The 23,338-nt window shown below is 70.2% G+C and carries 25 protein-coding genes; 19 read left to right on the top strand and 6 right to left on the bottom strand.

The features are described 5' to 3' along the window. Positions 1 to 15 precede the first annotated feature (15 nt). The 4 genes from A6A25_RS04145 to A6A25_RS04130 all read left to right on the top strand — a co-directional run bounded on the left by A6A25_RS04145 (position 16) and on the right by A6A25_RS04130 (position 2,721). Positions 16 to 591, top strand: a complete 576-nt coding sequence (locus A6A25_RS04145; RefSeq protein ID WP_073886430.1) for a TetR/AcrR family transcriptional regulator — start codon at positions 16 to 18, stop codon at positions 589 to 591. Beyond that, positions 588 to 1,499 carry an SDR family oxidoreductase gene (locus tag A6A25_RS04140; protein WP_073886297.1) on the top strand — a complete coding sequence of 304 codons (912 nt, stop codon included), beginning with the start codon at positions 588 to 590 and terminating at the stop codon, positions 1,497 to 1,499. Before A6A25_RS04145 ends, A6A25_RS04140 begins: the two co-directional genes overlap by 4 nt. 189 nt (positions 1,500 to 1,688) lie before the next feature. Then, positions 1,689 to 2,318, top strand: a complete 630-nt coding sequence (locus A6A25_RS04135; protein WP_073886296.1) for a hypothetical protein — start codon at positions 1,689 to 1,691, stop codon at positions 2,316 to 2,318. A gap of 7 nt (positions 2,319 to 2,325) precedes the next feature. Next, entirely contained in the window at positions 2,326 to 2,721 is a 396-nt protein-coding gene (locus A6A25_RS04130; protein WP_073886295.1) for a hypothetical protein, read from the top strand. A 12-nt stretch (positions 2,722 to 2,733) separates the two neighbouring features. On the opposite strand, the gene A6A25_RS04125 is transcribed toward A6A25_RS04130, so the two are convergent. The 3 genes from A6A25_RS04125 to A6A25_RS04115 form a co-directional block, all read right to left on the bottom strand. Further along, positions 2,734 to 3,390, bottom strand: a complete 657-nt coding sequence (locus A6A25_RS04125; RefSeq protein WP_073886294.1) for a response regulator — start codon at positions 3,388 to 3,390, stop codon at positions 2,734 to 2,736. A gap of 29 nt (positions 3,391 to 3,419) precedes the next feature. Beyond that, positions 3,420 to 4,604: a sensor histidine kinase gene (locus A6A25_RS04120; RefSeq protein ID WP_443217041.1), complete on the bottom strand. Its 1,185-nt coding sequence runs from the start codon at positions 4,602 to 4,604 to the stop codon at positions 3,420 to 3,422. An 88-nt stretch (positions 4,605 to 4,692) separates the two neighbouring features. Next, a complete protein-coding gene (locus tag A6A25_RS04115) occupies positions 4,693 to 5,178 on the bottom strand; it encodes a hypothetical protein (RefSeq protein WP_073886293.1) in 486 nt (161 codons plus the stop codon). 86 nt (positions 5,179 to 5,264) lie between these two features. On the opposite strand from A6A25_RS04115, the gene A6A25_RS04110 reads away from it, so the two are divergent. The 10 genes from A6A25_RS04110 (at position 5,265) to A6A25_RS04065 (ending at position 16,408) form a co-directional block, all read left to right on the top strand. Then, positions 5,265 to 6,782, top strand: coding sequence for a dynamin family protein (locus A6A25_RS04110; RefSeq protein WP_073886292.1), 1,518 nt, complete (start codon positions 5,265 to 5,267; stop codon positions 6,780 to 6,782). Continuing rightward, positions 6,779 to 7,156: a nucleotide exchange factor GrpE gene (gene grpE, locus A6A25_RS04105; RefSeq protein WP_073886291.1), complete on the top strand. Its 378-nt coding sequence runs from the start codon at positions 6,779 to 6,781 to the stop codon at positions 7,154 to 7,156. Before A6A25_RS04110 ends, grpE begins: the two co-directional genes overlap by 4 nt. After that, on the top strand, positions 7,153 to 8,970 hold the full coding sequence (locus A6A25_RS04100; protein ID WP_073886290.1) for a dynamin family protein: 1,818 nt from the start codon (positions 7,153 to 7,155) through the stop codon (positions 8,968 to 8,970). The genes grpE and A6A25_RS04100 overlap by 4 nt, the downstream gene beginning before the upstream one ends. 99 nt (positions 8,971 to 9,069) lie before the next feature. After that, positions 9,070 to 9,744: a hypothetical protein gene (locus tag A6A25_RS04095; protein ID WP_073886289.1), complete on the top strand. Its 675-nt coding sequence runs from the start codon at positions 9,070 to 9,072 to the stop codon at positions 9,742 to 9,744. Between the two features lie 69 nt (positions 9,745 to 9,813). Continuing rightward, positions 9,814 to 10,293, top strand: coding sequence for a GNAT family N-acetyltransferase (locus A6A25_RS04090; protein ID WP_073886288.1), 480 nt, complete (start codon positions 9,814 to 9,816; stop codon positions 10,291 to 10,293). A 426-nt stretch (positions 10,294 to 10,719) separates the two neighbouring features. Continuing rightward, positions 10,720 to 12,531: a phosphoenolpyruvate carboxykinase (GTP) gene (locus tag A6A25_RS04085; protein ID WP_073886287.1), complete on the top strand. Its 1,812-nt coding sequence runs from the start codon at positions 10,720 to 10,722 to the stop codon at positions 12,529 to 12,531. Between the two features lie 141 nt (positions 12,532 to 12,672). After that, a complete protein-coding gene (locus A6A25_RS04080; RefSeq protein WP_073886428.1) occupies positions 12,673 to 13,812 on the top strand; it encodes a DUF262 domain-containing protein in 1,140 nt (379 codons plus the stop codon). Continuing rightward, a complete protein-coding gene (locus A6A25_RS04075) occupies positions 13,809 to 14,921 on the top strand; it encodes a DUF3696 domain-containing protein (protein ID WP_073886286.1) in 1,113 nt (370 codons plus the stop codon). Before A6A25_RS04080 ends, A6A25_RS04075 begins: the two co-directional genes overlap by 4 nt. 16 nt (positions 14,922 to 14,937) lie before the next feature. Then, positions 14,938 to 15,876 (top strand): hypothetical protein, encoded by a 939-nt coding sequence (locus A6A25_RS04070; RefSeq protein WP_143192939.1) that lies wholly within the window; start codon positions 14,938 to 14,940, stop codon positions 15,874 to 15,876. Between the two features lie 67 nt (positions 15,877 to 15,943). Continuing rightward, entirely contained in the window at positions 15,944 to 16,408 is a 465-nt protein-coding gene (locus A6A25_RS04065) for a hypothetical protein (protein WP_073886284.1), read from the top strand. A 51-nt stretch (positions 16,409 to 16,459) separates the two neighbouring features. Here the strand turns inward: A6A25_RS04065 and A6A25_RS04060 are convergent, their stop codons facing one another. Together A6A25_RS04060 and A6A25_RS04055 are read right to left on the bottom strand one after the other, a co-directional pair. Further along, positions 16,460 to 17,290, bottom strand: a complete 831-nt coding sequence (locus A6A25_RS04060; protein WP_073886283.1) for a septum formation family protein — start codon at positions 17,288 to 17,290, stop codon at positions 16,460 to 16,462. Positions 17,291 to 17,295: 5 nt separating this feature from the next. Beyond that, a complete protein-coding gene (locus A6A25_RS04055) occupies positions 17,296 to 18,552 on the bottom strand; it encodes a hypothetical protein (RefSeq protein ID WP_073886282.1) in 1,257 nt (418 codons plus the stop codon). 177 nt (positions 18,553 to 18,729) lie between these two features. Between A6A25_RS04055 and A6A25_RS04050 the strand changes: the two genes are divergently transcribed. Genes A6A25_RS04050 through A6A25_RS04035 form a run of 4 tightly spaced genes read left to right on the top strand, consistent with a single transcriptional unit; the run spans position 18,730 to position 21,695 of the window. Continuing rightward, entirely contained in the window at positions 18,730 to 19,407 is a 678-nt protein-coding gene (locus A6A25_RS04050; protein ID WP_073886281.1) for a YbaB/EbfC family nucleoid-associated protein, read from the top strand. Between the two features lie 7 nt (positions 19,408 to 19,414). Next, the gene (locus A6A25_RS04045; protein WP_073886280.1) at positions 19,415 to 19,738 is read left to right on the top strand and encodes a type VII secretion target; all 324 of its coding nucleotides are present in this window, start codon (positions 19,415 to 19,417) and stop codon (positions 19,736 to 19,738) included. Between the two features lie 17 nt (positions 19,739 to 19,755). After that, positions 19,756 to 20,877, top strand: a complete 1,122-nt coding sequence (locus tag A6A25_RS04040) for a hypothetical protein (RefSeq protein ID WP_073886279.1) — start codon at positions 19,756 to 19,758, stop codon at positions 20,875 to 20,877. Positions 20,878 to 20,879: 2 nt separating this feature from the next. Next, complete coding sequence (locus A6A25_RS04035; RefSeq protein WP_073886278.1) at positions 20,880 to 21,695, top strand: hypothetical protein; 816 nt, start codon at positions 20,880 to 20,882, stop codon at positions 21,693 to 21,695. Here the strand turns inward: A6A25_RS04035 and A6A25_RS04030 are convergent. Next, entirely contained in the window at positions 21,685 to 22,458 is a 774-nt protein-coding gene (locus A6A25_RS04030) for a LamB/YcsF family protein (RefSeq protein WP_073886427.1), read from the bottom strand. The two genes, A6A25_RS04035 and A6A25_RS04030, sit on opposite strands and share 11 nt — an antisense overlap. A gap of 92 nt (positions 22,459 to 22,550) precedes the next feature. Between A6A25_RS04030 and A6A25_RS04025 the strand changes: the two genes are divergently transcribed. After that, on the top strand, positions 22,551 to 23,252 hold the full coding sequence (locus tag A6A25_RS04025; protein ID WP_073886426.1) for a GntR family transcriptional regulator: 702 nt from the start codon (positions 22,551 to 22,553) through the stop codon (positions 23,250 to 23,252). Positions 23,253 to 23,338: the final 86 nt, after the last annotated feature.

Here is a 23,338-nt window from a genome sequence, read left to right as displayed (position 1 = left end):
GGTTCAATAATGCGCGTGGCACGACCGAAGACGATCACGGATGAACGGCTGCTGGCCGCGGCGGCGGAGGTGATCGGCCGCAAGGGGCCGGGCTTCACCGTCGCCGACGTGGCCGAGCGGGCGGGCGTCTCGGTGGGCACGGTGGCCGGGCGGTTCGGCTCGAAGAGCGGCCTGCTCCAGGCGCTGACCAGGCAGACCATGGACGGGAACGTGCGGCGGATGCACGAGGCGGCAGCCGCCGCGGCGAACCCGGAGGACGGGTTGCGGGCGGCGCTGCTGACCTGGTTCGAGGGCATGACGGACCCGGTCGAGGCGCAGAACCACCTGGCCCAGCTCGGGGTCGACCTGATCGACCCGCAGCTGCGCGCGCTGCTCGCCGAGCTGTACGCGGCGACCGAGCGGACCGTGGTGGAAATCACCCGACCGGTGGACCTGCCGCACGGTCCGCCACCGGAACGCGCGGGGCGGGTGCTCACCGGGTTGCTCTACGGCGTGTCGATGGACTGGTCGGTCCGGCCGCGCGGCGAGCTGGCCGACCGGCTGGCGCAGGACGTGGACGCGGTGCTGGACGCGTGGAAGGGGAGACGATGAAGGCGTTGGACGGCAAGGTCGCGGTGGTCACGGGGGCGACGCGGGGCGCGGGACGTGCCATCGCGGTCGAGTTGGGCGCGGCGGGCGCGACGGTGTTCGTGGGCGGTCGGTCGACGCGGGAGCGCAAGTCGCCGATCGGCCGGGACGAGACGATCGAGGAGACGGCGGAGCTGGTCACGGCGGCGGGCGGCCGGGGCATCCCGGTGCGGTGCGACTTCACCGTGCCCGCGGACGTGGACGCCCTCCGCGCCCGCGTCGAGTCCGAAGCCGACGGGCGGCTGGACGTCCTGGTGGACGACGTGTGGGGCGGCGAGGCGGACACCGAGTTCAAGGTGTTCTGGGAGCAGGACCTCGACCGCCAGCTGCGGATGTGGCGCAACAGCATGGAGGCTCACTTCGTCGCGCTGCACCGCCTGCTGCCGCTGCTGGTCCGCAAGCCCGGCGGGCTGCTGGTCGAGGTGACCGACGGCGACAGCGACGACTTCTACAGCGAGTCGCTGGCCTACGACTCGGTGAAGGTCGCGATCCGGCGCATCGGCACGGTGATGGCGAAGGAGCTGGAGCCGTACGGCGGCACGTCGGTCGCCGTCACGCCCGGGTTCCTGCGGTCGGAGCAGATGCTGGAGCACTTCGGCGTCACCGAGGAGAACTGGCGCGACGCGATCGACAAGGAACCGCACTACGCGATGTCCGAGACGCCGCGCTACCTGGGCCGCGGCGTGGCGGCGCTGGCCGCCGACCCGGACCGCCACCGGTTCACCGGCAAGGCGCTCGCGTCGTGGACCCTCATGCGCGAGTACGGCTTCACCGACCTGGACGGCTCGCGGCCGGACTGGGGCCGCTGGTACGAGGAGGTCTTCAAGCCGGGCGTCGACCCGACGACGGCGGACGCGTCGAAGTACCGGTGAGGGAAACCTCTCAGGCGGAACCTGTTCACCGGGAATTCGCCCCATTTCCGCGTAGTGGTCAACATTGCGTGCCTCCGGTCGATCGGTCGCTTATTCACTCGATAGGGTGCTGACCGGTTGAAGTGCCCCCTCTAGTTTCGAACATGACCACTCCAATGCGGTGTGGCTCTGTACAGGGGGTCAAGAAGAATGTCCAGCAAGGCTCTCATCGGCATGCGCGCGAAATTGGGCGTCGTCGTTCTCGGTATCGGTTCGCTGCTGGTGGCGCCCGCCTTCGCGGGTGCCACCGCGGTGCCCGTCGCGGAAACGGTCCGGGAGATCTCGGTCGAGTCGTCGGCGGGGGTGAACGCCAACTCGGTGCTCACCCTCACCTTCGACAAGCCGGTCGCCAAGGCCGAGGCCGAGCGCTACCGGCAGGAACTTGCGGCGCAGTCGGTCGTGCAGACCGAGGACGTCGACTACATCTCCTGTGAAGGGGATCTGACCAGGTCGGACGCGAACGGCACGTGGACCGTGCAGTACGTGTGCTTCAGCGGTTACGGCACGATCCCGTGGGGTTTCCGGCTTTCCCAGGCGGTGCGCAACATCGTCGTCGGACTGGTCACCGAGGACGGCCTGCGCTGGTGGCGCAACGGTGCTTCCCAGCCCAAGAACGCCGGCCACGTGGTGCCCGCGGATTACCACTTCCACGGCACGATGAACCCGGTGTACCACTACAACACGGTTTCCTACCAGGACTACATGACGTTCCGGCACAACGTCGGCCCCGGCGGCACCGGCAGCGTCACCTTCGCGGGTTCGGTCGAGACGCTACCGTAGCCCACAAATGACGAACACGATCGAATACGTGCGCGAGGTCGCCCGAGCGGTGCTGCACCGCTTGGGCGACCCCGCCCCGCGCTGGGAAGTGCTGTCCGTGACGCCGCACCACGAACTCCACGTCACGCCGGCGGGTCTCGCCGCGCCGAACAGCGTGCTGGTGACCATCGGCGACGGCGGTACGACCGTGCAGGTCTACTACTCGCTGGACGTGCCCGCGGACCTGGCGACGGCGACCACGGCCGGCCAGATCCAGGACCACGCCATCGAGCACACCGCAGGTGCGGCCCTGCCGCCGTGCCCGGGCCACCGGCACCCGCTGGCGGCGCGTCCGCTGGACGGGGTCGCGTCGTGGACCTGCCCTCAGGACCCCGCGCACCACACGGAGCCGATCGTGCCCTGAGCCGACGCCGGGTCAGACGTCGCCGGGTCGGACCAGCCCCGTCTCGTAGGCCAGCACCACGGCCTGCACCCGGTCGCGCAGTTCGAGCTTGGCCAGGATGCGGCCGACGTGCGTCTTCACCGTGGCCTCGGACAGGAACAGCTTGCGCGCGATCTCGGTGTTCGACAGCCCCTTGGCGATCAGCACGAGCACCTCGCGCTCCCGCTCGGTCAGCGCCTCCAACACCGCCGCGTCACGCAGCTCGCCGCCGCTCTCGCCGAGGAACCGGCTCAGCAGCCGCTTGGTCACCGAAGGTGACACCACCGCGTCGCCGCTGGCCACCGCGCGCAACGCCGACACCAGGTCACCGGGCGGCGTGTCCTTGAGCAGGAAGCCGGACGCGCCGTTGCGCAGCGCCGACAACGCGTACTCGTCCAGGTCGAACGTGGTCATCACGAGCACCTTCGCGGTGCCCGCCTCGGCGATCCGCTTGGTCGCCTCGACCCCGTCGAGCACGGGCATGCGCACGTCCATCAGCACGACGTCCGGCCGCAGCCGGTCGGCCAGCTGCACGGCGTCGAGCCCGTTGGCCGCCTCGCCGACCACGTCGACGTCCTCTTGCGCGCCGAGCACCATCCGGAAGCCCATGCGCATGAGCTCCTGGTCGTCCACCAGCAGAACCCGGATCACGAAGTCACCTTTCCCCGCCGACCGGCACCCTACGACGGGACCAGCGGCAGCACGGCACGGACCCGCCAACCGCCACCCGGGTTGGGCCCCGCCTCCAGCGTGCCGCCGAGCACGCCGGCGCGTTCGCGCATGCCGATCAGGCCGTTGCCGCCGGACACCGCGACCAGGTCGTGCGGCGTGCCGAAACCGTCGTCGGCCACCTCGACCTCGACCTGGTCACCCGCCTGCGTGACCCGGACGGTCGCCGTGGCGCCGGAGCCCGCGTGCTTCAGCGTGTTGGTCAACGCCTCCTGGACGATCCGGTAGATGCCCAGGCCCAGGCCCGCGGGCAGCGCGGACAGGTCGCCGAACGTCTCCAGCCGGACCGGCAGCCCGGCGGCACGGCAGTTGTCGGCCAGTTCGTGCAGGTCACCGGCATCGGGCTGGGGCACCCACTGGGTGCCCGACCGGTCCTCGGAGCGCAGCACGCCCAGCAGCCGCCGCAGCTCGGTCAACGCCTGCCGCCCGGTGTCGGCGATGGTCCGCACCGCGGCCTCGGCCAGGTCGGGGTTGGTCTTGATCGCGTAGCTCGCGCCGTCGGCCTGCACCACCATCACGCTCACCGCGTGCGCGACCACGTCGTGCAGCTCGCGGGCGATCCGGGACCGCTCCTCACCCACCGCGATCCGCGCCTGCTGGTCGCGTTCGGTCTCCAGCAGCTTGAGCCGCTGCTCCAGCTCCCGGTTGTAGGCGCGGCGGGCGCCGACGAACTCGCCCATCGCCCAGCTGAACGCGAAGATGACGGCGATCACGAACACCGCGAACGCGGCGTCGGTCGTGCCGCCCATGGGCACGATGGCCCACACCAGGGTGCCGATGGCCAGCCAGATCGCGTACAGCAGGCCTTGCCGCCTGCCGACGTACGCGACCATCGTGTACAGCGCGATGGCCAGCGCGAAGTCGCCCATCCGGATCGGCAGCCCGGTGTCGAGGCCGCCGTGGGTGAGCAGCTGCACGATCCCGCCGAACAGGATCACGTAGGACGAGCCGAGCGGGTACTTGCGGCGGAACGCGACCGGGACGATCAGCAGGACGCCGACGAACAGGAGCGTGGAACCGCCGATCTCCGACCAGCCGGACGCCAGCGAGACCACGTCGGACAGCAGCAGCAACCCGGCCATCAGGGAATCCCCGAAGACCGGGTGCGCTCGCATCCACAGGCTCAGCCGCCGCACGTGACCAGGTTAGATAGGGGTCGCGGGGACGCGCGTCGCGCCACGGGTTGACCCTCGCCTAGTCCTGCAGGCGGATGAACGGCTCGTCCTACCTCGTGGTCTTGACCTGCGTCGGGTCGATCTTGTCCTCGGCCCGCTCCACCCTCGGCGCGGGGGCGCCGTGCACGGGTTCGACCCGGGTCTGCGGCGGCACGGACCGCTGCTGCTCGTACTGGCGGTGCTCCTCGGCCATCTCGTCGGCCAGCTGCTGCTGGAGCTGCCGGTCGCGGATGCGGCCCAGGACCATCATGGTCACCGCGTGCACCAGTGCCAGGACCAGGAGCATCACGCCGAGCTTCACCACGACGTCCTTGACCGGGTCGCCGGTGTCGACCGAGATGATCGACACGATGGCGAGCATCCCGAGGACCACGAGGTGGAACAGCACGGTCGCCAGGCGGGTCATCGACCTGGCCGCCTCCGGGTCGCCGTACGCGCGACTCATGTACCCCTTGCCGCTGCGGTAGATCAGCTGGCCGTCGATCAGCACCAGCACCACGCCCAGCAGCAGGAACACCGCGTAACCCTGTTCCATGGGTGACCTCCCTCGTCGGTCGCGGAAATACCCCCGTCGCCGCGTTCGCAAACCGGACGCCACCCACACGTGGCACGATCTCCGGCGTGACGACGCAGGCCAAGCAGCTCGCCGGTCCGCTCTCGGCGGCGGTCGCGAACCTCTGCGTTGGCCTGCAGCCGCAGGTGTCGCCGGCGACCGCGGCGGGGTTCCGCGAGGTGCTGCGGCGGTTGTCCGCGCCGTTGCAGGTCGCCGTCGCCGGTCGGATCAAGTCCGGCAAGTCGACCCTGGTCAACGCGTTGATCGGGCGTCGCGTCGCGCCGACGGACGTGGGCGAGTGCACCCGGCTGGTGACCCGCTTCCAGTACGGCACGGTGGACCGGATCGAGGTGGTGTTCACCGACGGCCGCAAGCAGGTGCTGCCGTTCGAGGCGAACGGCTCGATCCCGCCCGACCTCGGCGTGGACGTCGACCGGGTGTCGCACATCGAGGCGTACCTGACCAACGCGGTGCTGCGGGACCTGACGGTGATCGACACCCCCGGCCTCGGGTCGCTCGACGCGGCGTCGGTGGCGCGCACCGAGGCGTTGCTGGGCGGCGAGCTCGACCCGGTCTCGCGCAACGCGGTCGCGGGCGCGGAGGCCGTGCTGTACGTCGTCACGCAGGGCGTGCGCGCGGACGACCAGCAGGCGCTGGCCGCGTTCACCGCCGCGACGGCGAGCCGCGAGGCCGGCCCGGTGAACGCGATCGCGGTGCTGAACAAGGCCGACACGATCGCCGCCGAGACCGTCGAGGGCTCGAACGGCGACACGTGGCAGGCGGCCGTGATGCTGGCCGAACGGCAGGCGCTCACCCTCAAGCCGCGGGTCGCCGACGTGCTGCCGGTGATCGGCCTGGTCGCCGAGTCGACCGAGACCGGCGGCTTCACCTCGGCCGACGCGGACGCGCTGCGCAAGCTGGCCGAGCTGGACGACGCGACCCGCGAGACCATGCTGATCTCGGCCGACCTGTTCGTGAGCTGGGAGTGCGAGGTGCCGGTCGGCACCCGCACCCGGCTGCTGGAGAAGCTCGACCTCTACGGCGTCCGCAAGGCGCTCGAAGCCGTGGACGCCGAGCCGGGCATCACCGCGGGCGCACTGCGCCGCAAGCTGCTCGACGCCTCCGGGCTGGACGGCGTGCGGGCCAAGCTCAACGCGGTGTTCCGGTCGCGCGCGGACGGCATCAAGGCCGCCGCCGCGCTGGCGTCGGTGACGTCGCTGGCCGCGGCCTCCGGCGACCCGAACGAGCGGCAGCGCGTGCACGACGCGATCGAGGTGCTGCTGGCCAAGCCCGAGGCGCACCAGTTGCGGCTGCTGGAGGCGTTGACGCTGGTCGCGTCCGGCGCCGTGGCGATGCCGAACGACCTGGTGGAAGAGGTGCTGCGGTTCGGCAGCTCGCCGGACGTGTCCGAGCAGCTCGGCCTGCGCGGCAGACCGCCGCAGGAGCTGATGGCCTACGCGCTGGAACGGGCGGGCTGGTGGCGTTCCTTCGCGTCGTTCGGCGCCACGCCCGCGCAGAGCCGGGTGGCGCACGTGGTGCACCGGGCGTATTTCCTGATCTGGCAACAACTGCGGGGACGGCGATGAGCGGAACGGAACAGGGCGGCACGGCGTCCGACCACGCTGTGGAGACGACGCTGGAGACGACCATCGCCGACGAGCTGCTGGACCAGGCGTTGGCCGAGCGGCGCGCGTTGGTGCAGCTGTGCTTGTACGCGCTGGACCGCGCCCGCAGCGCCGGGGTGGTGGAACGGCTCGAAGAGGGCCTGGCGGCCATCGGCGTGACCGCGCTGCGGCCCGACGGCGAGCGGTTCGACCCGTCGCGGCACGAGGCGGGCGGCACCGTGCCGACGCAGGACCCGTCGCTGGACGGCGTGGTGGCCGAGACCGAGGTGGTCGGCTTCGCCGATCGCGGCCGGACGCTGCGCGCACCCATCGTCACCGTCTACACCGCGCGATGAGCAGCCTGCCGCAGCTCGTCCGGCAGACCAGGGAGAAGCTGACCAACCTGGTTCGGGCGCTCGACCCGTCGGCCGCGTCGTTCGTGGAGACCCGCAAGGCGGGTCCCGCGTCGGTGGTCGTCGTCGGCGAGACGAACCGGGGCAAGAGCTCGCTGGTCAACGCCCTGTTGGCGACGCCGAACCTGTCACCGGTCGACGCCGAGGTGGCCACCGCGACCTACCTGGTGTTCCGGCACGGTGCGGAGTGGTCGGCCCGCGCCTGCTACGCCGGGTCGATGTCGCCGGTGCCGTTCGAGCGGTCCGAGATCGTGAACTGGGTGTCGGCCGCGCACGAGCTGCCCGAGGGCATGCTGCCGCCACGTTACGTCGAGGTCGAGGCACCGATCCCGCTGCTGGAGCGACTGTCCGTTGTGGACACCCCGGGCGTCGGCGGGCTGGACTCCGCGCACGGCGAGCTGGCCGCCGAAGCCGCCGCGACGGCGACCGCGCTGCTGTTCGTGGTCGACGCCTCGGCCCCGTTCACGCGCGGTGAGCTGGACTTCCTGCGCACGGTCGGCGAACGCGTCGAGACCGTGGTGTTCGCGTTGACCAAGGTCGACCAGTACCGGGGTTGGCGGCAGGTCATGGAGGCCGACCAGGCGTTGCTGGCCGAGCACGCGCCGAGGTTCCGCGGCGCGGTGTTCCACCCGGTGTCGTCGCGGATGTTCGAGCTGGCGGCCAAGGCGCCGAACCCGGACGCGGCGGCCATGCTGCGCGACCGGTCGGGGATCGGCGCGTTGCAGGAGGCGTTGCAGGAGCTGGTGGTCGGTCGGGCGGCGATGCTCGGCGAGGCCAACGGGCTGCGCGCGCTGGCGACCGTGCTGGACGAGCTGATCGCGCGCAACGAGGCGGACAAGCGTGCGCTGTCGTCGGGCGAGGAGGAAGCCGAGACGCTGCGGGAACGGCGCGACGAGCTGAACTCACAGCGCCGTTCGTCCACGCGCAGCTGGCAGGTGCGGCTGCGCGGCGAGGTCCAGCGGGCCCGGGTGGAGGGCGCGCACGAGGTCAGCCGCCAGATGCGGGACGTGCAGACGTGGTTCCGCACGGCCATCGACTCGGCCGACCGCGAGCGGCTGGCGGCGTTGCCGCAGGAGGTCGACACGGCGTTGCAGGTGGTGTCCGGCCGGATCAGCGCGGGGCTCGCGGTGCGGCTGTCCCGGGTCGCCGACGCGGCGCTGGCCGACCTGTTCTCGCCGGAGGAGCTGGCCGTGATCCGCGGCCAGTTCGCCCGCGGCGTGACGCCACCGGTCGTGCTGCGGCCGCCGGAGAAGCGCGCACCCACCGCCGAGGACAAGCTGCTGGTGTTCATGGGCGTGTCCGGCGGGTTGGGCGCGGGCAGGCTGGCCGCGCTGCCGCTGGCCGGGCTCGGGGTGGCGGCGCTGAACCCGATCGTGCTGCCGGTGACCATCGCCCTGGGGCTCGGCGCGGGCTGGTGGATGGCCCGGACCAGGAAGCACTCGGCCGACAAGCAGCACCTCAAGCAGTGGCTGTCGGACGCCATCGCGGACGCCCGTTCGACGGTGGACCAGCTGGTGGCCGAGCAGCTGATCGAGGCCGAGCAGCAGCTGTCCCTGGCGCTGGACGACGCGCTGGGCAAGCGGGTCGACGCGATCGAGGCCGAGCTGCGCGAGGTGGACAAGGCGCTGCGCATGGAAGCCGGCGAGCGCACCAAGGCACTGCAGACCGTCACCCGCCGCCTGACCGAACTGACCTCGGGCCGGGCGAAGGTGGACGAACTGCTGTCCCGCATCCGCGCCGTCCGCGACCGGGCGTGATCGCCTGCCCAGGTGGGCTCGCGTGTCGGAACTTCCCCCGCGGAACCGAACAGGCATAACGTGAGTCCAAGTGGCACAGGACGCGGGAGGGTGTGAACGGTGTACATCGACGAGACAGGCGCGGCCGACGGCGAGCTGAAGGTCACGGTCGGCGACGAGGAGTACACCGCCGAGGCGACCTACGACCTCGACCAGGACGGGGTCGAGGAGAGCGCGGTCGTGGAGACCGACGACGGCGGGCACCTCGCGTTCAGCGACACCGACGGTGACGGCGAGGCCGACCTGATGAGCTCGTTCGACGCGGACGGCGAGCTCACCGGCCAGGCCGAGTTCGACGAGGACTCCGGCGAGTGGGTCGCCGTGGAGCCGTCGGACGACCGCGGTGAGCAGACCAACACGAACGCCGGCAAGGCCATCGTGGTCGACACCGAGGACGGCAGCGACCAGAACGTCGGCCCCGCCACCGAGGACACCGACGGCGACGGCCGCGCCGACACCGCCGTGGTGAAGGACGAGGACGGCGACACCTGGCTGTTCACCGACGCCGACGGTGACGGCAGCGCGGACCTGGCCACCGAGATCACCCAGGACGGCGAGGTCACGGTGTCCCGGCACACCGGCGACGACGAGTGGACCGAGGTCGAGCACGGCCGCATCGGCGAGGACGGCAAGTACACGCCGGACAGCGACGAGGCCTGGTCGGAGGAGAAGGTCACGGTGTCGGGCGTGGTCCGCATCGACTCCGTCACCGGCCAGTGGATCAGCCCGAACTGACCCCTGCGGACGGCGACCTCCCCGAAAACCCGGGTGCGGGAGCGGTGTTCCTGTCGCGATGATGGCCGCATGGCCATCCGCCCGCTGACCGCCGACGACATCGCCACCGTCGTGGAGTTCTCGCTGCGCGCGTGGGCCCCGGTGTTCGACTCGTTCCGCGCCGTCCTGGGCGGGCCGATCTACGAGGCGCTGTTCCCGGACTGGGAGTCGACCCAGGCGCGAGCCGTCGAGGACGTCTGCCGGGACGACGCGACCGCCGTGTGGGTGGCCGACCGGCACGACCGCGCCGTGGGTTTCGTCGCGGTCCGAGTGGCGGACGGCGAGATCTACATGCTGGCCGTCGACCCGGACCACCAGCGGCAGGGCGTCGGCTCCGCGCTCACCGACTTCGCCGTCGACCGCCTGCGCGAAGCGGGCGTCACCCTGGCCGTCGTCGGCACCGGCGGCGACCCCGGCCACGCCCCCGCCCGCCGCACCTACGAACGCGCGGGCTTCACCCCGTTCACCCAGGTCCAGTACTACCGGCGCCTCGACGGGGCCGGTTCGTGAATCCGTTGGGGCGCAAGCGGGATCAGCGCCGAACGTGTGCTGGCCGCCCTTTCTGAAACGGTCGAGTAATCCGGGCATTTCGCTGCAGCAATTTTTGCGTCACTCCATGAGAGCGCTCTCACGCAGTTAACGTTCATACACCTGAACGTGTGGCGATCGCCGCACCGGCGACCCTTGCATTCAGGCGACTAAAGCCCAGGTCACAGCCGCATTTGCGGTGATCGGGTGCTGAATCGATTCCAGAATCGGTTTTGTGAGCCAGCCGACAGGCCAGATGTGCGTTACCCGGGATTAACCCGGCTAACCTCCGTCTATCCCTTAAACGGCACGCCCTCCACCGGGGCGGGCGGAGCCATTCCGAGAGGACGTCCCACCAGGACAACGGGGTCCGCCGTGGGCTGGCGCTCAGCTAGGAGACGAGACGAGATGACGGCAGTGACCATTCCCGGTCTCGACCACGCACCGACCACCCACGCGCGCCTGCTGTCCTGGGTGCGTGAGGTCGCCGAGCTGACCTGCCCCGATGAAGTGGTGTGGGCCGACGGCTCCCAGGATGAGTGGAACCGGCTCACCGCCAAACTCGTGGACGCGGGCACCTTCGTTCCGCTGAAGAAGAAACCCAACTCGTTCTGGGCGGCGTCGGATCCCACCGACGTGGCGCGGGTCGAGGAGCGCACCTTCATCTGTTCGGTGGACCCGCAGGACGCGGGCCCCACGAACAACTGGATGGACCCCGCCGAGATGAAGGCGATCATGACCGAGCTGTACCGCGGGTGCATGCGCGGTCGGACGATGTACGTGATCCCCTTCTGCATGGGCCCGCTCGACGCCGAGAAGCCGATGCTGGGCGTGGAGATCACGGACTCCGAGTACGTCGTCGTCTCGATGCACATCATGACCCGCATGGGCACGAAGGCGTTGGCGCGATTCGGCGACGACGCCGACTTCGTCCAGGCGCTGCACTCGATCGGCGCCCCGCTGGAGCCCGGCCAGGACGACGTCCCGTGGCCGTGCAACGAGACGAAGTACATCACGCAGTTCCCCGAAGAGCGGATGATCTGGTCGTTCGGCTCGGGCTACGGTGGCAACGCGCTGCTGGGCAAGAAGTGCTACTCGCTGCGCATCGCCTCGGTGATGGCGCGCGACGAGGGCTGGCTGGCCGAGCACATGCTGATCCTCAAGCTCACCTCGCCGGAGCGGAAGTCGTACTACATCGCGGCGGCCTTCCCCAGCGCCTGCGGCAAGACCAACCTCGCCATGCTGGAGCCGACCATCCCGGGCTGGAAGGTCGAGACCCTGGGTGACGACATCGCGTGGATGCGGTTCGGCGACGACGGCCGGCTGTACGCGGTCAACCCGGAGAACGGTTTCTTCGGCGTCGCGCCCGGCACCGACTACCACACCAACCCCAACGCGATGCGCACCATCGAGAAGGGGAACTCGCTGTTCACCAACGTCGCGCTGACCGACGACGGCGACGTGTGGTGGGAGGGCATGGGCGAGCCGCCCGCGCACCTGACCTCGTGGAAGAAGCAGGACTGGACGCCCGGCGGCGACGAGCTGTCGTCGCACCCGAACTCCCGCTACTGCACGCCGATCGCCCAGTGCGACATCAAGGCACCGGAGTGGGAGGACCCGAAGGGCGTGCCGATCTCGGCGATCTTCTTCGGCGGTCGCCGCGCCACCACGATCCCGCTGATCACCGAGTCGCGCGACTGGCAGCACGGCGTGTTCATGGGCGCCACCCTGTCCAGCGAGACGACCGCCGCCGCCGTCGGCAAGACCGGTGTCGTGCGGCGCGACCCGATGGCGATGCTGCCGTTCATCGGCTACCACGCCGGTGACTACTTCCAGCACTGGATCGACACCGGCAAGTCGGCCGACGCGGACAAGCTGCCGAAGATCTTCTACGTGAACTGGTTCCGCCGCGGCGAGGACAAGCGGTTCCTGTGGCCCGGGTTCGGCGAGAACTCGCGCGTGCTGAAGTGGGCCGTCGAGCGCATCGAGGGCAAGGCCGCCGCGGTGGAGACGCCGATCGGTCACGTGCCGACCGCGGCCGAGCTGGACCTGGAAGGTCTGGACGCCCCGCGTGAGGACGTCGAGGCGGCGCTGGAGTTCGACGCCGACGAGTGGCGGGCCGAGATCCCGATGATCGAGGAGTGGTTCGCCAAGATCGGCGAGAAGGTGCCGACCTCGCTGCGTGACGAACTGGAGGCGCTGAAGCTCCGCCTCGGCTGAGCCCTCACCCCCCTGAGACGTTCTCGGCGTGAGACCCGGTGGCCAACGGCGTCCACCGGGTCTCTTCTTCGTCCTGATCGCTACGCTCGGTGCCTGCGGGTCAAGGGTCGGGGCAAGAAGCTAGGAGAGCGTGAAGTGACGATGCCGAACGTTCCTGCGGTGCAGGAGGAGTACTTCGAGGATCAACCGACGGGCATCGAGCACGAGGTGGAGGAGGAGCGTCCTCCTAGCCACCCCTCCGTCCACGCGGACATCCGGGTGACCACGAAGCAGTTCTCGCTCCGCCACCTCATGGATCTCATCGAGGACCGCGGCCTCGAGTTGGCGCCGGACTTCCAGCGCAACCAGGTCTGGAGGCCGTCACAGAAGTCCAAGCTGATCGAGTCGATCCTGTTGCAGTTCCCCCTGCCGGCGTTCTACTTCGCGGAGACGGCCGACGGCGACCTGCGCGTCGTCGACGGCATGCAGCGGCTCTCGACCATCCACTCCTTCATGCGCCTCTCGGGCTTTTCCCTGTCCGGCGTGGAGTACCTGGACGAGGTCGAGGGTGCGACGTTCGATGAGCTGGCCCTTCCGTGGCGCCGGCGGATGGACAACACCCAGATCTTTGCCCACGTCATCGACCCCAAGACGCCGGCGTGGGTGACCTACAACATCTTCAAGCGGATCAACACCGGTGGTACGCCGTTGAAGCCCCAGGAGATCCGGCACTGCATGAGCACCCAGCGCAGCCGGGACTTCCTGAAGAGCTGTACGGCACTGCCGGAGTTCGATCAGGCGACCGGCTTCCGGCTGCGCAATAGCCCTCGCATGGACGATCGCGAGGTCGTGCTGAGGTTCTGCGCGTTTCGGCTGCTGGGCGTCGAGGGCTACCAGGAACGCGCCCAGGGCTCGATCGAGTCGTTCTTGATGGAGGTCACCAACCAGCTCGACGACCCCAAGCGTGTCGACGACGCCACCCTGGACCGCTTGCGCGAGGAGTTCCGCTCCGCGATGGTCAATGCCGCCATCGTGTTCGGTGATCACGCCTTCCGCAAGTGGCCTGAGTGGTCGGACTACCGCAGCCCCATCAACAAAGCGCTCTTCGAGAGCTGGGCGGTCGCGCTGGCTGATCTGACCTCGACCGAGGCGGAGGACCGCGCGGAGGCCATCGTGGCGCGTGCCCGCCACCTGATGAGCCACGACACCCGCTACCTCGACTCGATCAGCGTCGGCACCGGCGACTCGCGCAAGGTCGCCCACCGCTTCACCACGGCGCGGGACGTGGTGAAGCAGGCGTGATCACCCGGGTCGAGGTGAACAACCTCAAGCGCTTCCAGGACGCGTCGGTCTCACTGCGCCGGCTCAACCTGCTCACCGGACTCAACGGAACCGGCAAGAGCACGTTCATCCAAGCGCTGCTGCTGGCGAAGCAGGCTGCGGAGATCGGGCGGACAGGCACGGTGGCGCTCAATGACGTGCACGGCTTGGCGCTCGGCGAGGCACAGGAGACGCTGCACCCCTTGGCGGAGGAACCCGCGATCGTGGTGACGCTGGCGTACGGCGGTATTCGTATCCGCATCAGGTTCGACGTGCCCTCCAAGCGCTCGCTCAACCTGCCTTTCACGATGGACGCCGAGGTGCCGATCCTGGTGGAGGACTCCGGCCGGGCCTTCTGCTACCTGAACGCCGAACGGCTTGGCCCACGGGACCAACTGGCCATGACCAGCGCGGATGTCGCTGACCTGGGAGTCGGCCCGCGTGGCGAGTACACCGCGCAAGTGCTCGCCGCGCACGAGTCGACGAAGGTCGAGCCTGACCTGCTCCACCCCGAGACGGACTCCGACGTCAACCGTGGCGTCCGGACGCTCCGCACGCAGGTCGAACTGTGGGCTTCGGAGATCATCCGGCCGGTGGAGATCACCGCCGCGTGGCGGCCCGGGTTGAGCGCGAGCACCATCCGGTTCCGCGAGCCGGGGTTGTTCGGGAGCGAAATCCGGCCGGGCAACACCGGGTTCGGGTTCTCGTACGCGCTTCCGATCATCGTAGCCGGATTGCGCATGAAACCAGGTGCGTTGTTCATCGTCGAGAACCCCGAGGCGCACCTGCACCCGGCCGGGCAGTCGAAGATGGGCCGGTTCCTCGCCAGGTTGGCGGCCTTCGGAGTCCAGGTCATCGTGGAGACGCACAGTGACCACGTGCTCAACGGCGTGCGGCTCGCGGTGGCCGAAGGTGTCGCGGTGCCACCCGAGGAGGTGCTCGCCTACTTCTTCGATGAGGACTCGGCGAGCGGCCCCACCGCGATCGAGATGACGTCGAAGGGTGCGTTGACTTCGTGGCCGAAGGGGTTCTTCGACCAGATCGAGCACGATCTCGGCAGGTTGTCCCGTGCGGGCCGGGTGGCTCGCTGAGATGTACTACCGATTGGTGCTTGACGAGTCGAGTTTCGCGCTCGGCCCACATGACGTCGTGCAGGTGCGTCGTGCTGTGGCGGAATTGAACGACCTGCTCGAAGAGTTGCGTGAGGGGACCCATCCTGTCGCGGTGTGGTCCGACCTCTACGAGGCCGATTGTGGGGAGGGCCTCGTACTGCACGACCTGCTGTTCGATCCCGAACGCACACCGCTGGACCGCGATGAGCGGATGAGGCTCATGCAAGCGCTGGCCAGGTTGCCACACTGGGACGAGGCCACTCCGTCCGGCGTTCCGCTGGAAGTGAGTGTCGAGGACGCGCCCGAGGCGGTGTTCGCACCGACGGTCGGGTACGCCCTGCTCGCCGCCACACAGCGATTCAGCGTCGGGTGCGTGGTGTTGCCGCTGACGACGACCGGTGGTGGGCTGCGCAAGGTCCGCGGTGAGTGCGGCGACGGCGAAGTGTTCTTCTTCTCCTCGGCCGAGCGGTTGCCGCACTTCTGGCGTGCCACGATCACTCTGGAGAAGCCGTCGGAACAGGAGTTCTACCGGCGGGCGGCCGACGCCTTTCCCAACCTCGTGCTCCACCGCAAGTTGTCCTTCAGCTCGTTCGACGGCTCGTACCAGGATCTGCGAGAGCCGGTGCTGGCTGTTCTGGCGGAGATCAACGACGGCTTCGCGGTCGTGTGGGACGAGGTGAACGGCCAGCCGCGCGAGGTCGAGGTGCGGATGGGCTCGCGGGGGATCGACATGTCCCGTGAGAGCGTCAAGACGAGGGCCAGCCCCAAGCACATGGCGATGCGCGACGTGGATCATGACGGCGTGCGGTTCCGTTGCGAGTGGCATGCGAAGCTGGAGCGCCACCGCAACCGGATCCACTTCTCCCTGCCAGACCAGGCTCTCGGGGGTCGGATGCTCATCGGCATGTTCATCGATCACTTGCCGATCGCATGACCCCTGGCCAGGTCTCTTTTTGGTTGCTCGGAGTGATTTCCGGCTCGGCCGGAGGTACCAAGGAGGAGTGACCCAGCAGGACGATTTCCTGGGCGGCCTGCACTACGACCGCCCGCCGGAGGCGGAGGTCGGGCCGACTCCGGGAGTCGTGCGGTATCACCCGGTCGGGAGCGCTGCCGAACGGGCGCGTCCCCAGGTGTCGGCGTGGTGGCACGTGACCGGGTTCGTGCTCGGGGCGCTCGCCGCGGCGCTCGGGGCGTTCGCGTGGGGCTACGCGCTCGACCAGTTCGACGAGGTCCGGTTGCGCGGGCTGGTGGCGTTGGGACTCGCGGGACTGCTGGTGGGTCTGGTGTCGCTGGGGAAGCTGTCCCCAGCCGCGCCGCTGGCCGCCGGGCTGGCCGCGCTGACGGTTTCGGTGCTTTACGAACTGGGTACCTTTCCCCTCTTGCCGGTGCTCAGGCCGGTGTTCGAGAGCGGCGCACCGGTTCTGGTCGGCGTGTTGCTGGTGGTGTTGGCCTGGCGCCGGCGCTAGTTGTCCACAGGTTGTGGACAGAGCTGTGCACAGCCTGTGGGTCGGTTGTCCTCAGGCGGGCAGCGGGTTGCGCCCCAGGCCCCACAGCCGGCCGCTGAACGGGCGCGTCGCCTCGGCGTAGCAGATCGCCGACGTGTAACCCTCGGACCACGCCTGGCTGCCGAACGCGCGCCACGACGCGAAGACGTCTTCGCGCGGCGCGCCGACGTAGTTCGTGACGGCCCGCGCGCAGTGCTCGGCCGCCTTGGCGTTCACCTGTTCCAGCGACGGTGCGGGGTCCTGTGGACTACCCAGCGCGAGCACCCCCGGCACGGCTTCGGCCTTGTGCGGCTGGTCGCAGGTGGTGATCCCGGGGTCCTTGGCCTCGCCCGGTGACGCCGTCGCGCACAGCTGCACCGTGCCGAACCCTGCCGCCTTGAGCAGGTCCTTGGCGCCGGTCTTGCGCCGCACCCTGGTGCCGTCGGACTTCAGCTCCACCACCGTGCACACGCGCCAGCGGTCGCCCCTCGCCCAGCCGTCACGGCTCGGCCAGAACGCGTGCGCCTGCAGCCGGGTGGCGTCGTGGTCCGGGCTGCCCAGGTACGCGGTGAGCGCGGCACGGCACGCGGGCAGCGCGGTACGGCGCAGGTCGCGGTCGTTCGGGTACTCGGCGCCCAGGCCCTCCAGCACGCCGACCTCGGTCACCTCGGCCTCGTGCTCGGTCTTGCAGTCGAGCACCTCCAGGCCGGTGTCCGTGCACTGACCGGCCTTGGGCAGCTGGTCGGCGGTCGGGGTGAGGGAGGGGCGGACGACCTCCGCGTCCGGCACGCCCTCGACCGGGGCCGTGCAGGCGGCGAGCGACAGCGCGGCCAGTGCCACGACCGCCGCCCGCCAGCCCTTCACACGGGTCAGATTACTGACACCAGCGCGACGACTTGGTCGGCGATCGCCCGGCGGTCCCGCTCGAACGCCGCGTCGGTCAGCGCGGTCGGGTCGGCGGGCTGGCCGAGCACGGGCGTGTGCAGGTGACCGCCCGCGGTCGTGGTGGCGGACAGGCCGAGGCGCAGCCGGTTCGCCCGGTACATCGACTCGTTGGACAGGTAGTCGCCACCGCTGCCACCGGCCGCCGCGGCACCCGGCGTCGGCTCGTCCGTGCGGCAGCTCGTCGGACCCGTGCCGGGGACGGTGCCGGGGACCCACTCGCAGAACTCGCGGTTGTAGCGCACCGGGAACGGCGTGGTCCCGGCGTCGACCATGCGCTGGTGCGGCAACGTCGTCTCGATGAACTCGTGCGCGGGCTGTGGCCACCCGACCGCGTCCGGCACGACACCGGTCACCGGCACACCGTTGTTGTCCGCGCCACCGCCGCGCCACCGCCCGGCCCACCGCTCGACGTCGAACTGCCCCGGCCGACCCTGGCTGACCGTGACCAGGGCGTCCGCCCGGGCACCGAGCGCCGCGCCGTAGAACCGCTCCACGATCCCCTGGTCGAACGCGCCCCACAGCACCGGCAGCACGGCGGCCTCCACCACCACCGGCCCGGACGGCGTGCTGAGCACCTTCCCGTCCAGCCGCAGCGCCGCCGCGCCCGACGGGTTGCTGCGCCGCACGGACGTGCCGCTGAGCTGGAACGGGTCGAACCCGGTGACCGCGATCCGCCGGACACCGTCACCGAACCGCACCTGCTCCACACCCCGCGACGTGCGGTCGAACGCGTCGACCAGCCTCGCCCGCGCGGCCGCGTCGAGCTGCCACCCCTGCGGCTGCCACTGCCGCAGCGCCTTCGTCGCGAGCAGCCGCGCCCAGTACAGCGGCCGGTCGTCGTAGGGGTCCCAGGCCTGGGACGACTGCGCCCGCCGCACCGCCGCCCGCCACAGCTCCGTGCCGCCGGCGGCCACGTGGTACATCGCCTGGGCGTGCGAGATCGGCTCGCACAGGCGGGTGGTGAACCGGCTGACATCGTCGTCGAACCCGCCCAGCCGGGCCAATTCGGGCCCGACCTCTGGTCCGGTCGGCGTGAGCCGGTCGTCCAACCGCTGCTCTTCGACGGTGACGGGGGCGTTCGGGTCGAAGCACGGCGCGGGCTGCGCGTGCGCGACGCCGGGAAGGGAGAGGAGGGACAGACCGAGTGAGAGGCTGATCACTGCCTGGAGTCGTCTGGTCACCCGCCGATGCTGCCCACTCACCGGTTGGCCGAGGAACCCGCCGAACGTCCTCTGCGGTGTCCGGGTGAGGTCTTTTCACCCAAACGGGCACACAGCGCGAGAGCACCTTGCCACTATGAGTGCCGCTCACCGGGCCACCCCGTGTCGCCGAAGTTCCCAACCCCCGGAGGTCTCACCGTGTCGGCCGAGTTCGACCAACTCGTCGCCCAGTTCGAACAGTTCCAGTCCAGGCTCCACCGGGTCGACGAGCAGGTCGCCGGTATCGGGCAGATGCAGCAGGAACTGGCCTCGCTGGAGGTGGTGGCCACCTCGCCCGACCGGGCGGTGACCGTCGTGGCGGGGCCGTCCGGGGCGATCAAGGACATCCGGCTGACCGACCAGGCCATGCGCCGACCGCCGCACGCGCTGGCCGGCGCGATCATGGGGACGCTGAGGCAGGCCGTCGCCGAGGCCGCCCGACGCCAGGCGGGCATCGTGGAGAACGCCCTGGGCGACGACCTGCACCTCACCGACCAGGTGCTGGAGACCCAGGCCCAGCTGTTCGGCGTCTCGCCGCAGGAACTGCGCGCCATGACCGAGCAGGCCCCGCCGGCGCAGTCGCCACCTGCCGCCCCGCCGTACGCCGGTCCTCCGCCGATGGCACCGCCACCCGCCACCGGACCGCACCGCGTGCCACCGCCCGGCCCGGCCGCCCGTCCCGCACCGCCGCGCAGGCCGGCACCGCCGGAGGAGCCGGACGACTTCTCGCAGCGCCGGTTCCTGCGCGACGACGACCAACCGCCCGCACCGCCGAGGCCCGGCCCCGCGCAGAACGACGGCCGTTTCCTGAACCTTTTCGACGACGAGGACCGGTGAGCGACCGATGAGCGGCGGATTCGACGTCAACCCCGGGGAACTGCGTGCCTTCGCGGGCAAGCTCGACGGCCACCGCGGCACCGCCGCCGACATCGCGGGCCTGGTGGCCAAGGCGGACGTGGGCGACAAGTCGTGGGGCGTGGTCGGCCTGTTCGTCAAGGACGACTACACGCGGATGCTCGGCGACCTCAACGACCTGTTCCAGGCCCTGCAGGACGGCCTGCAGTCGGGCGCGGACAAGTTCAACGGCGCGGCGCAGGACTACGCCGCCCAGGAAGAAGCCGTGAAGCAGCTGCTGAACGGCCTGCAAGTCCAGCTCGACGGCAAGTAGGGGCGGGGAACCAGGGAATGGCTGAAGTAAAGACCGAGGCCGGCGGCGTCGAGATCACCGTCGGCGAGAAGGACACCAGCCAGAAGATGGCGGAAGCCGCCCCCTTCTACGGCAACTACCTCAAGATCAAGGAAGCGGCGGGCAAGGCCGAGGAGAAGGGTGGCGCCGAGGTCACCGGCCTGGTCTCCGAGGGCTCCGCGCTGATCGGCTCGCTCGGCACCTCCGCGCTGGGCATCGCCACCGACCCGATCGGCTGGTTGGTCGGCCAGGGCCTGAACTTCCTGATCAGCGTGGTGCAGCCGCTGGAGGACGCGATCCACTTCGTCAGCGGCGACGGGCCCGCGCTGGCACAGGCGGCGGAGAACTTCAACGCCATCGGCGAGGGCGTGGCCAAGCTGCGCGACCAGTTCGACGCCGACCTGGCCAACTCGGTGACGAGCTGGGGCGGTTCCGCGTCGGAGGCGGCCAGCACGAAGCTGGGCGAGTTCGCCAACGGCATCGACGGCGTCGCGGGTCAGGCCGGTGAGCTGGCGCAGATGCTCCAGACCTCGAGCATGATCATGACGATCATCGAGGACTTCATCAAGGCGATCCTCACCGAGCTGATCACCTGGCTGATCATGATCTGGATCCCCGCGCTGGCGGCGGCCGTGCCCAGCTTCGGTGCCTCCACCGCCGCGGCGGGCGCCGCGACCGGCGTGCGGGTGGCCACCACCGGCAGCAGGGTGGCCCGGATCGTGGCCAGGTTGAAGCAGTTCCTGACCAAGATCCTCGACTTCCTGCGCAACCTGGCCAAGCGCGTCGGCAACGTGAAGACCGCGTTCCAGCGCTCCATGGCCAACAAGCACGCCGGCAGCCTCGCAGCGGACGCCCTCAAGGCGGGCGGGGACAAGTCGCCGCTGGTCAAGCTGTGGAGCAAGGACGGCATGCTCGGCCAACGACTGCAAGACGGCTTCGGCAAGTCCATGGGCGGCGCCGTGACCGACGCGGCGGCGTCGCAGCTCGGAGTCGGCACGGGCGCGAACGCGGGCATCGACAAGCCCCTGCGCAACCAGGCCGCCCAGCAGAAGGCGGACCAGTACGCCGAGACCGGCGAAGACCAGTCCAAGCAGCAGACCACGGGATACCTGGACATCTGACCATGTTCAACATCTGGCTCGAACTCGCGCCGCTCATCGCCATCATCGTCGCCCTGGTCGGCCTGGTGTTCTGGTGGCGTTGGCGCAGTGACCGCAAAGAGGAGCACGCGCACGCCGAGGCGCTGACCGCGCTCGCGAACACGCTCGGCGGACGGGTGGCGGGTCCCGCCGAGGTCCAGGCGTGGTCCGCCGGGCTGCGGCCACCGATGGCGAGCGATACCGAAGGCTTCGCCGGCTGGGCGGGCACGGTGCGGCAGCCCCGTTTCGAGACGGCGCTGGACTTCCGGCGGGGCGACTGGGCGGTGCGCCTGGGCGAGGCGTCGATGGAGAAGGCCAACTCGAGCAGCTCGGCCACGAAGCACGAGCACCGGATCGAGGTGGCCACCGCGCTGGTGCCGCCGATGAAGATCGGCCGCCGGATCCTCGTGGACTTCCGGGGTCGGCCCCTGGCCCCGGATCGCGCCCGGTCCGCCGGGCCGGCCGCCGAAGCACCGGTGACGGCGGTGCAGGAGCAGCGACAGTGGCTGCCGGTCAGGTTGCCCGAACCGCTGGACCGGGAGTTCACCGCCTTCAGCACCGACCCGTCGGCGGCGGCAGGGGCGTTCAACCCCCAGGTAGTCGAGTGGATGCTCGGGCAGGCGGGCGACAACCCCTTCGTGAGCGCGATCCCTCTCCTGCTGACCTTCGAGGCGGGGCTCGTCTACACCACCTCGCCGAACCGGATCGACCCGAACCAGGTCCTGGCCAAGGTCGACGCGATCATCGGGCTGCTCGACCGGATGGGCATCGCCCCGGCGCACCCGCCGGTCACGCACTGAGCCGGTCCAGCCCTCCCGAGAACGGCCCCAGCGCCACACCCGCGTCGGTCAACGCCGACCGCACCGCCCGCGTGATCGCCACCGCACCGGGGCTGTCGCCGTGCACGCAGATCGAGTCCACCGGCATCCGCAGCACCTGCCCGTCCACCGCACGCACCCGCCCCTCCGTCGCCAGCACCACGCACCGCGCCGCGATGGCGCCGACGTCGTGCAGCACGGCACCCGGCCGCCGCCGGTCCACCAGCGTCCCCACCGCCGTGTACGCCCGGTCGGCGAACGCCTCGTACCGGACCGGCAGGCCGGCCACCTCGGCCCGCTTCAGCCACACCGCACCCGGCAGCCCCAGCACCGGCAGGGCCGGGTCGTACGCGCGCACGGCGTCCACCACGGCGTCGGCCTGCGCCTCATGCGTGACCAGCGCGTTGTAGAGCGCGCCGTGCGGCTTGACGTACCCCACCCGCGTCCCGGCCGAACGGGCACACGCGTCCAGCCCGCCCAACTGGTACAGCACCTCGGCGGTCAGGGTCTCCGGTGCCACGTCGACGAACCGCCTGCCGAAGCCGTTCAGGTCCCGGTAGCCGACGTGCGCGCCGACCGCGACGCCGCGCGCGGCCGCCGACTCGCACGTCCGCCGCATCGTCTCCGGGTCGCCGGCGTGGAACCCGCAGGCGACGTTCGCGCTGGTCACCACGTCGAGCAGGGCGCGGTCGTCGCCCAGTGCCCAGCGGCCGAAGCCTTCGCCCAGATCCGCGTTGAGGTCCATGAAGTCCTCCCTCACACCATTGCTCAATGTAAGGATTGTTCAACGATCCTTCAATACTCCATTCGACTTGTGGGGCACTAGACTTGTTCAACATGACCACGGCTCAGGCGGACGGCTGGCTGAACGCGCTGGCGAGGGACCGCGGCGACCTCGACCGCTCCAGCACGGCCGAGCGCGTGGCGGACAAGCTGCGCACCAGCGTCCTGGGCGGTGACATCAAACCCGGCCAACAGCTCAACGAGAAGGCGCTCGGCGAAGCCCTCCGCGTCTCCCGCAACACGCTGCGCGAGGCGTTCCGCCTGCTCACCCACGAACGCCTGCTCGTGCACGAGTACAGCAAGGGCGTGTTCGTCCGCCGCCCCGACGTGCCGGACATCGTCGACCTCTACGCCGCGCGCCGGGTCATCGAGTGCGGTGCCGTCCGCCACTGGCCGCACGCCGACGAAGACGCGAAGCGCGCCGTGCGCGAGACCGTCGACCTGGGCCTCTCGTTCCGCGCGCGGGACGACTGGACGGGTGTCGGCACCGCGAACGTCAAGTTCCACCAGGCCCTCACCGCGCTGGCCGGCAGCTCCCGGCTGGACGAGGAGATGGAGCGCCTGCTCGCCGAGGTGCGCCTGGCCTTCCACGTGATGGGCGACCCCGAAGAGTTCCACCGCGACTACCTGCCGTTGAACCAGTCCATCGTGGACCTGCTCGACGCCGGCGAGGTTCGGCAGGCCGAAGAAGCGTTGCTGACCTACTTCGACCGCGCGGAGAAGCAATTGGTCGACGGCCTGCGCACGAAGCGGTAGTTGGTTACGATCCAGCTACTTCACTCGTCGGTAACCCACCCGACATGGTGACTACTGTCCCTCCTCCGACCTACCATGCGCGACAC

Source organism: Saccharothrix sp. CB00851 (genome assembly GCF_001905065.1).
Classification (GTDB): domain Bacteria; phylum Actinomycetota; class Actinomycetes; order Mycobacteriales; family Pseudonocardiaceae; genus Actinosynnema.
This window is presented reverse-complemented; position numbering and strand designations above follow the sequence as displayed.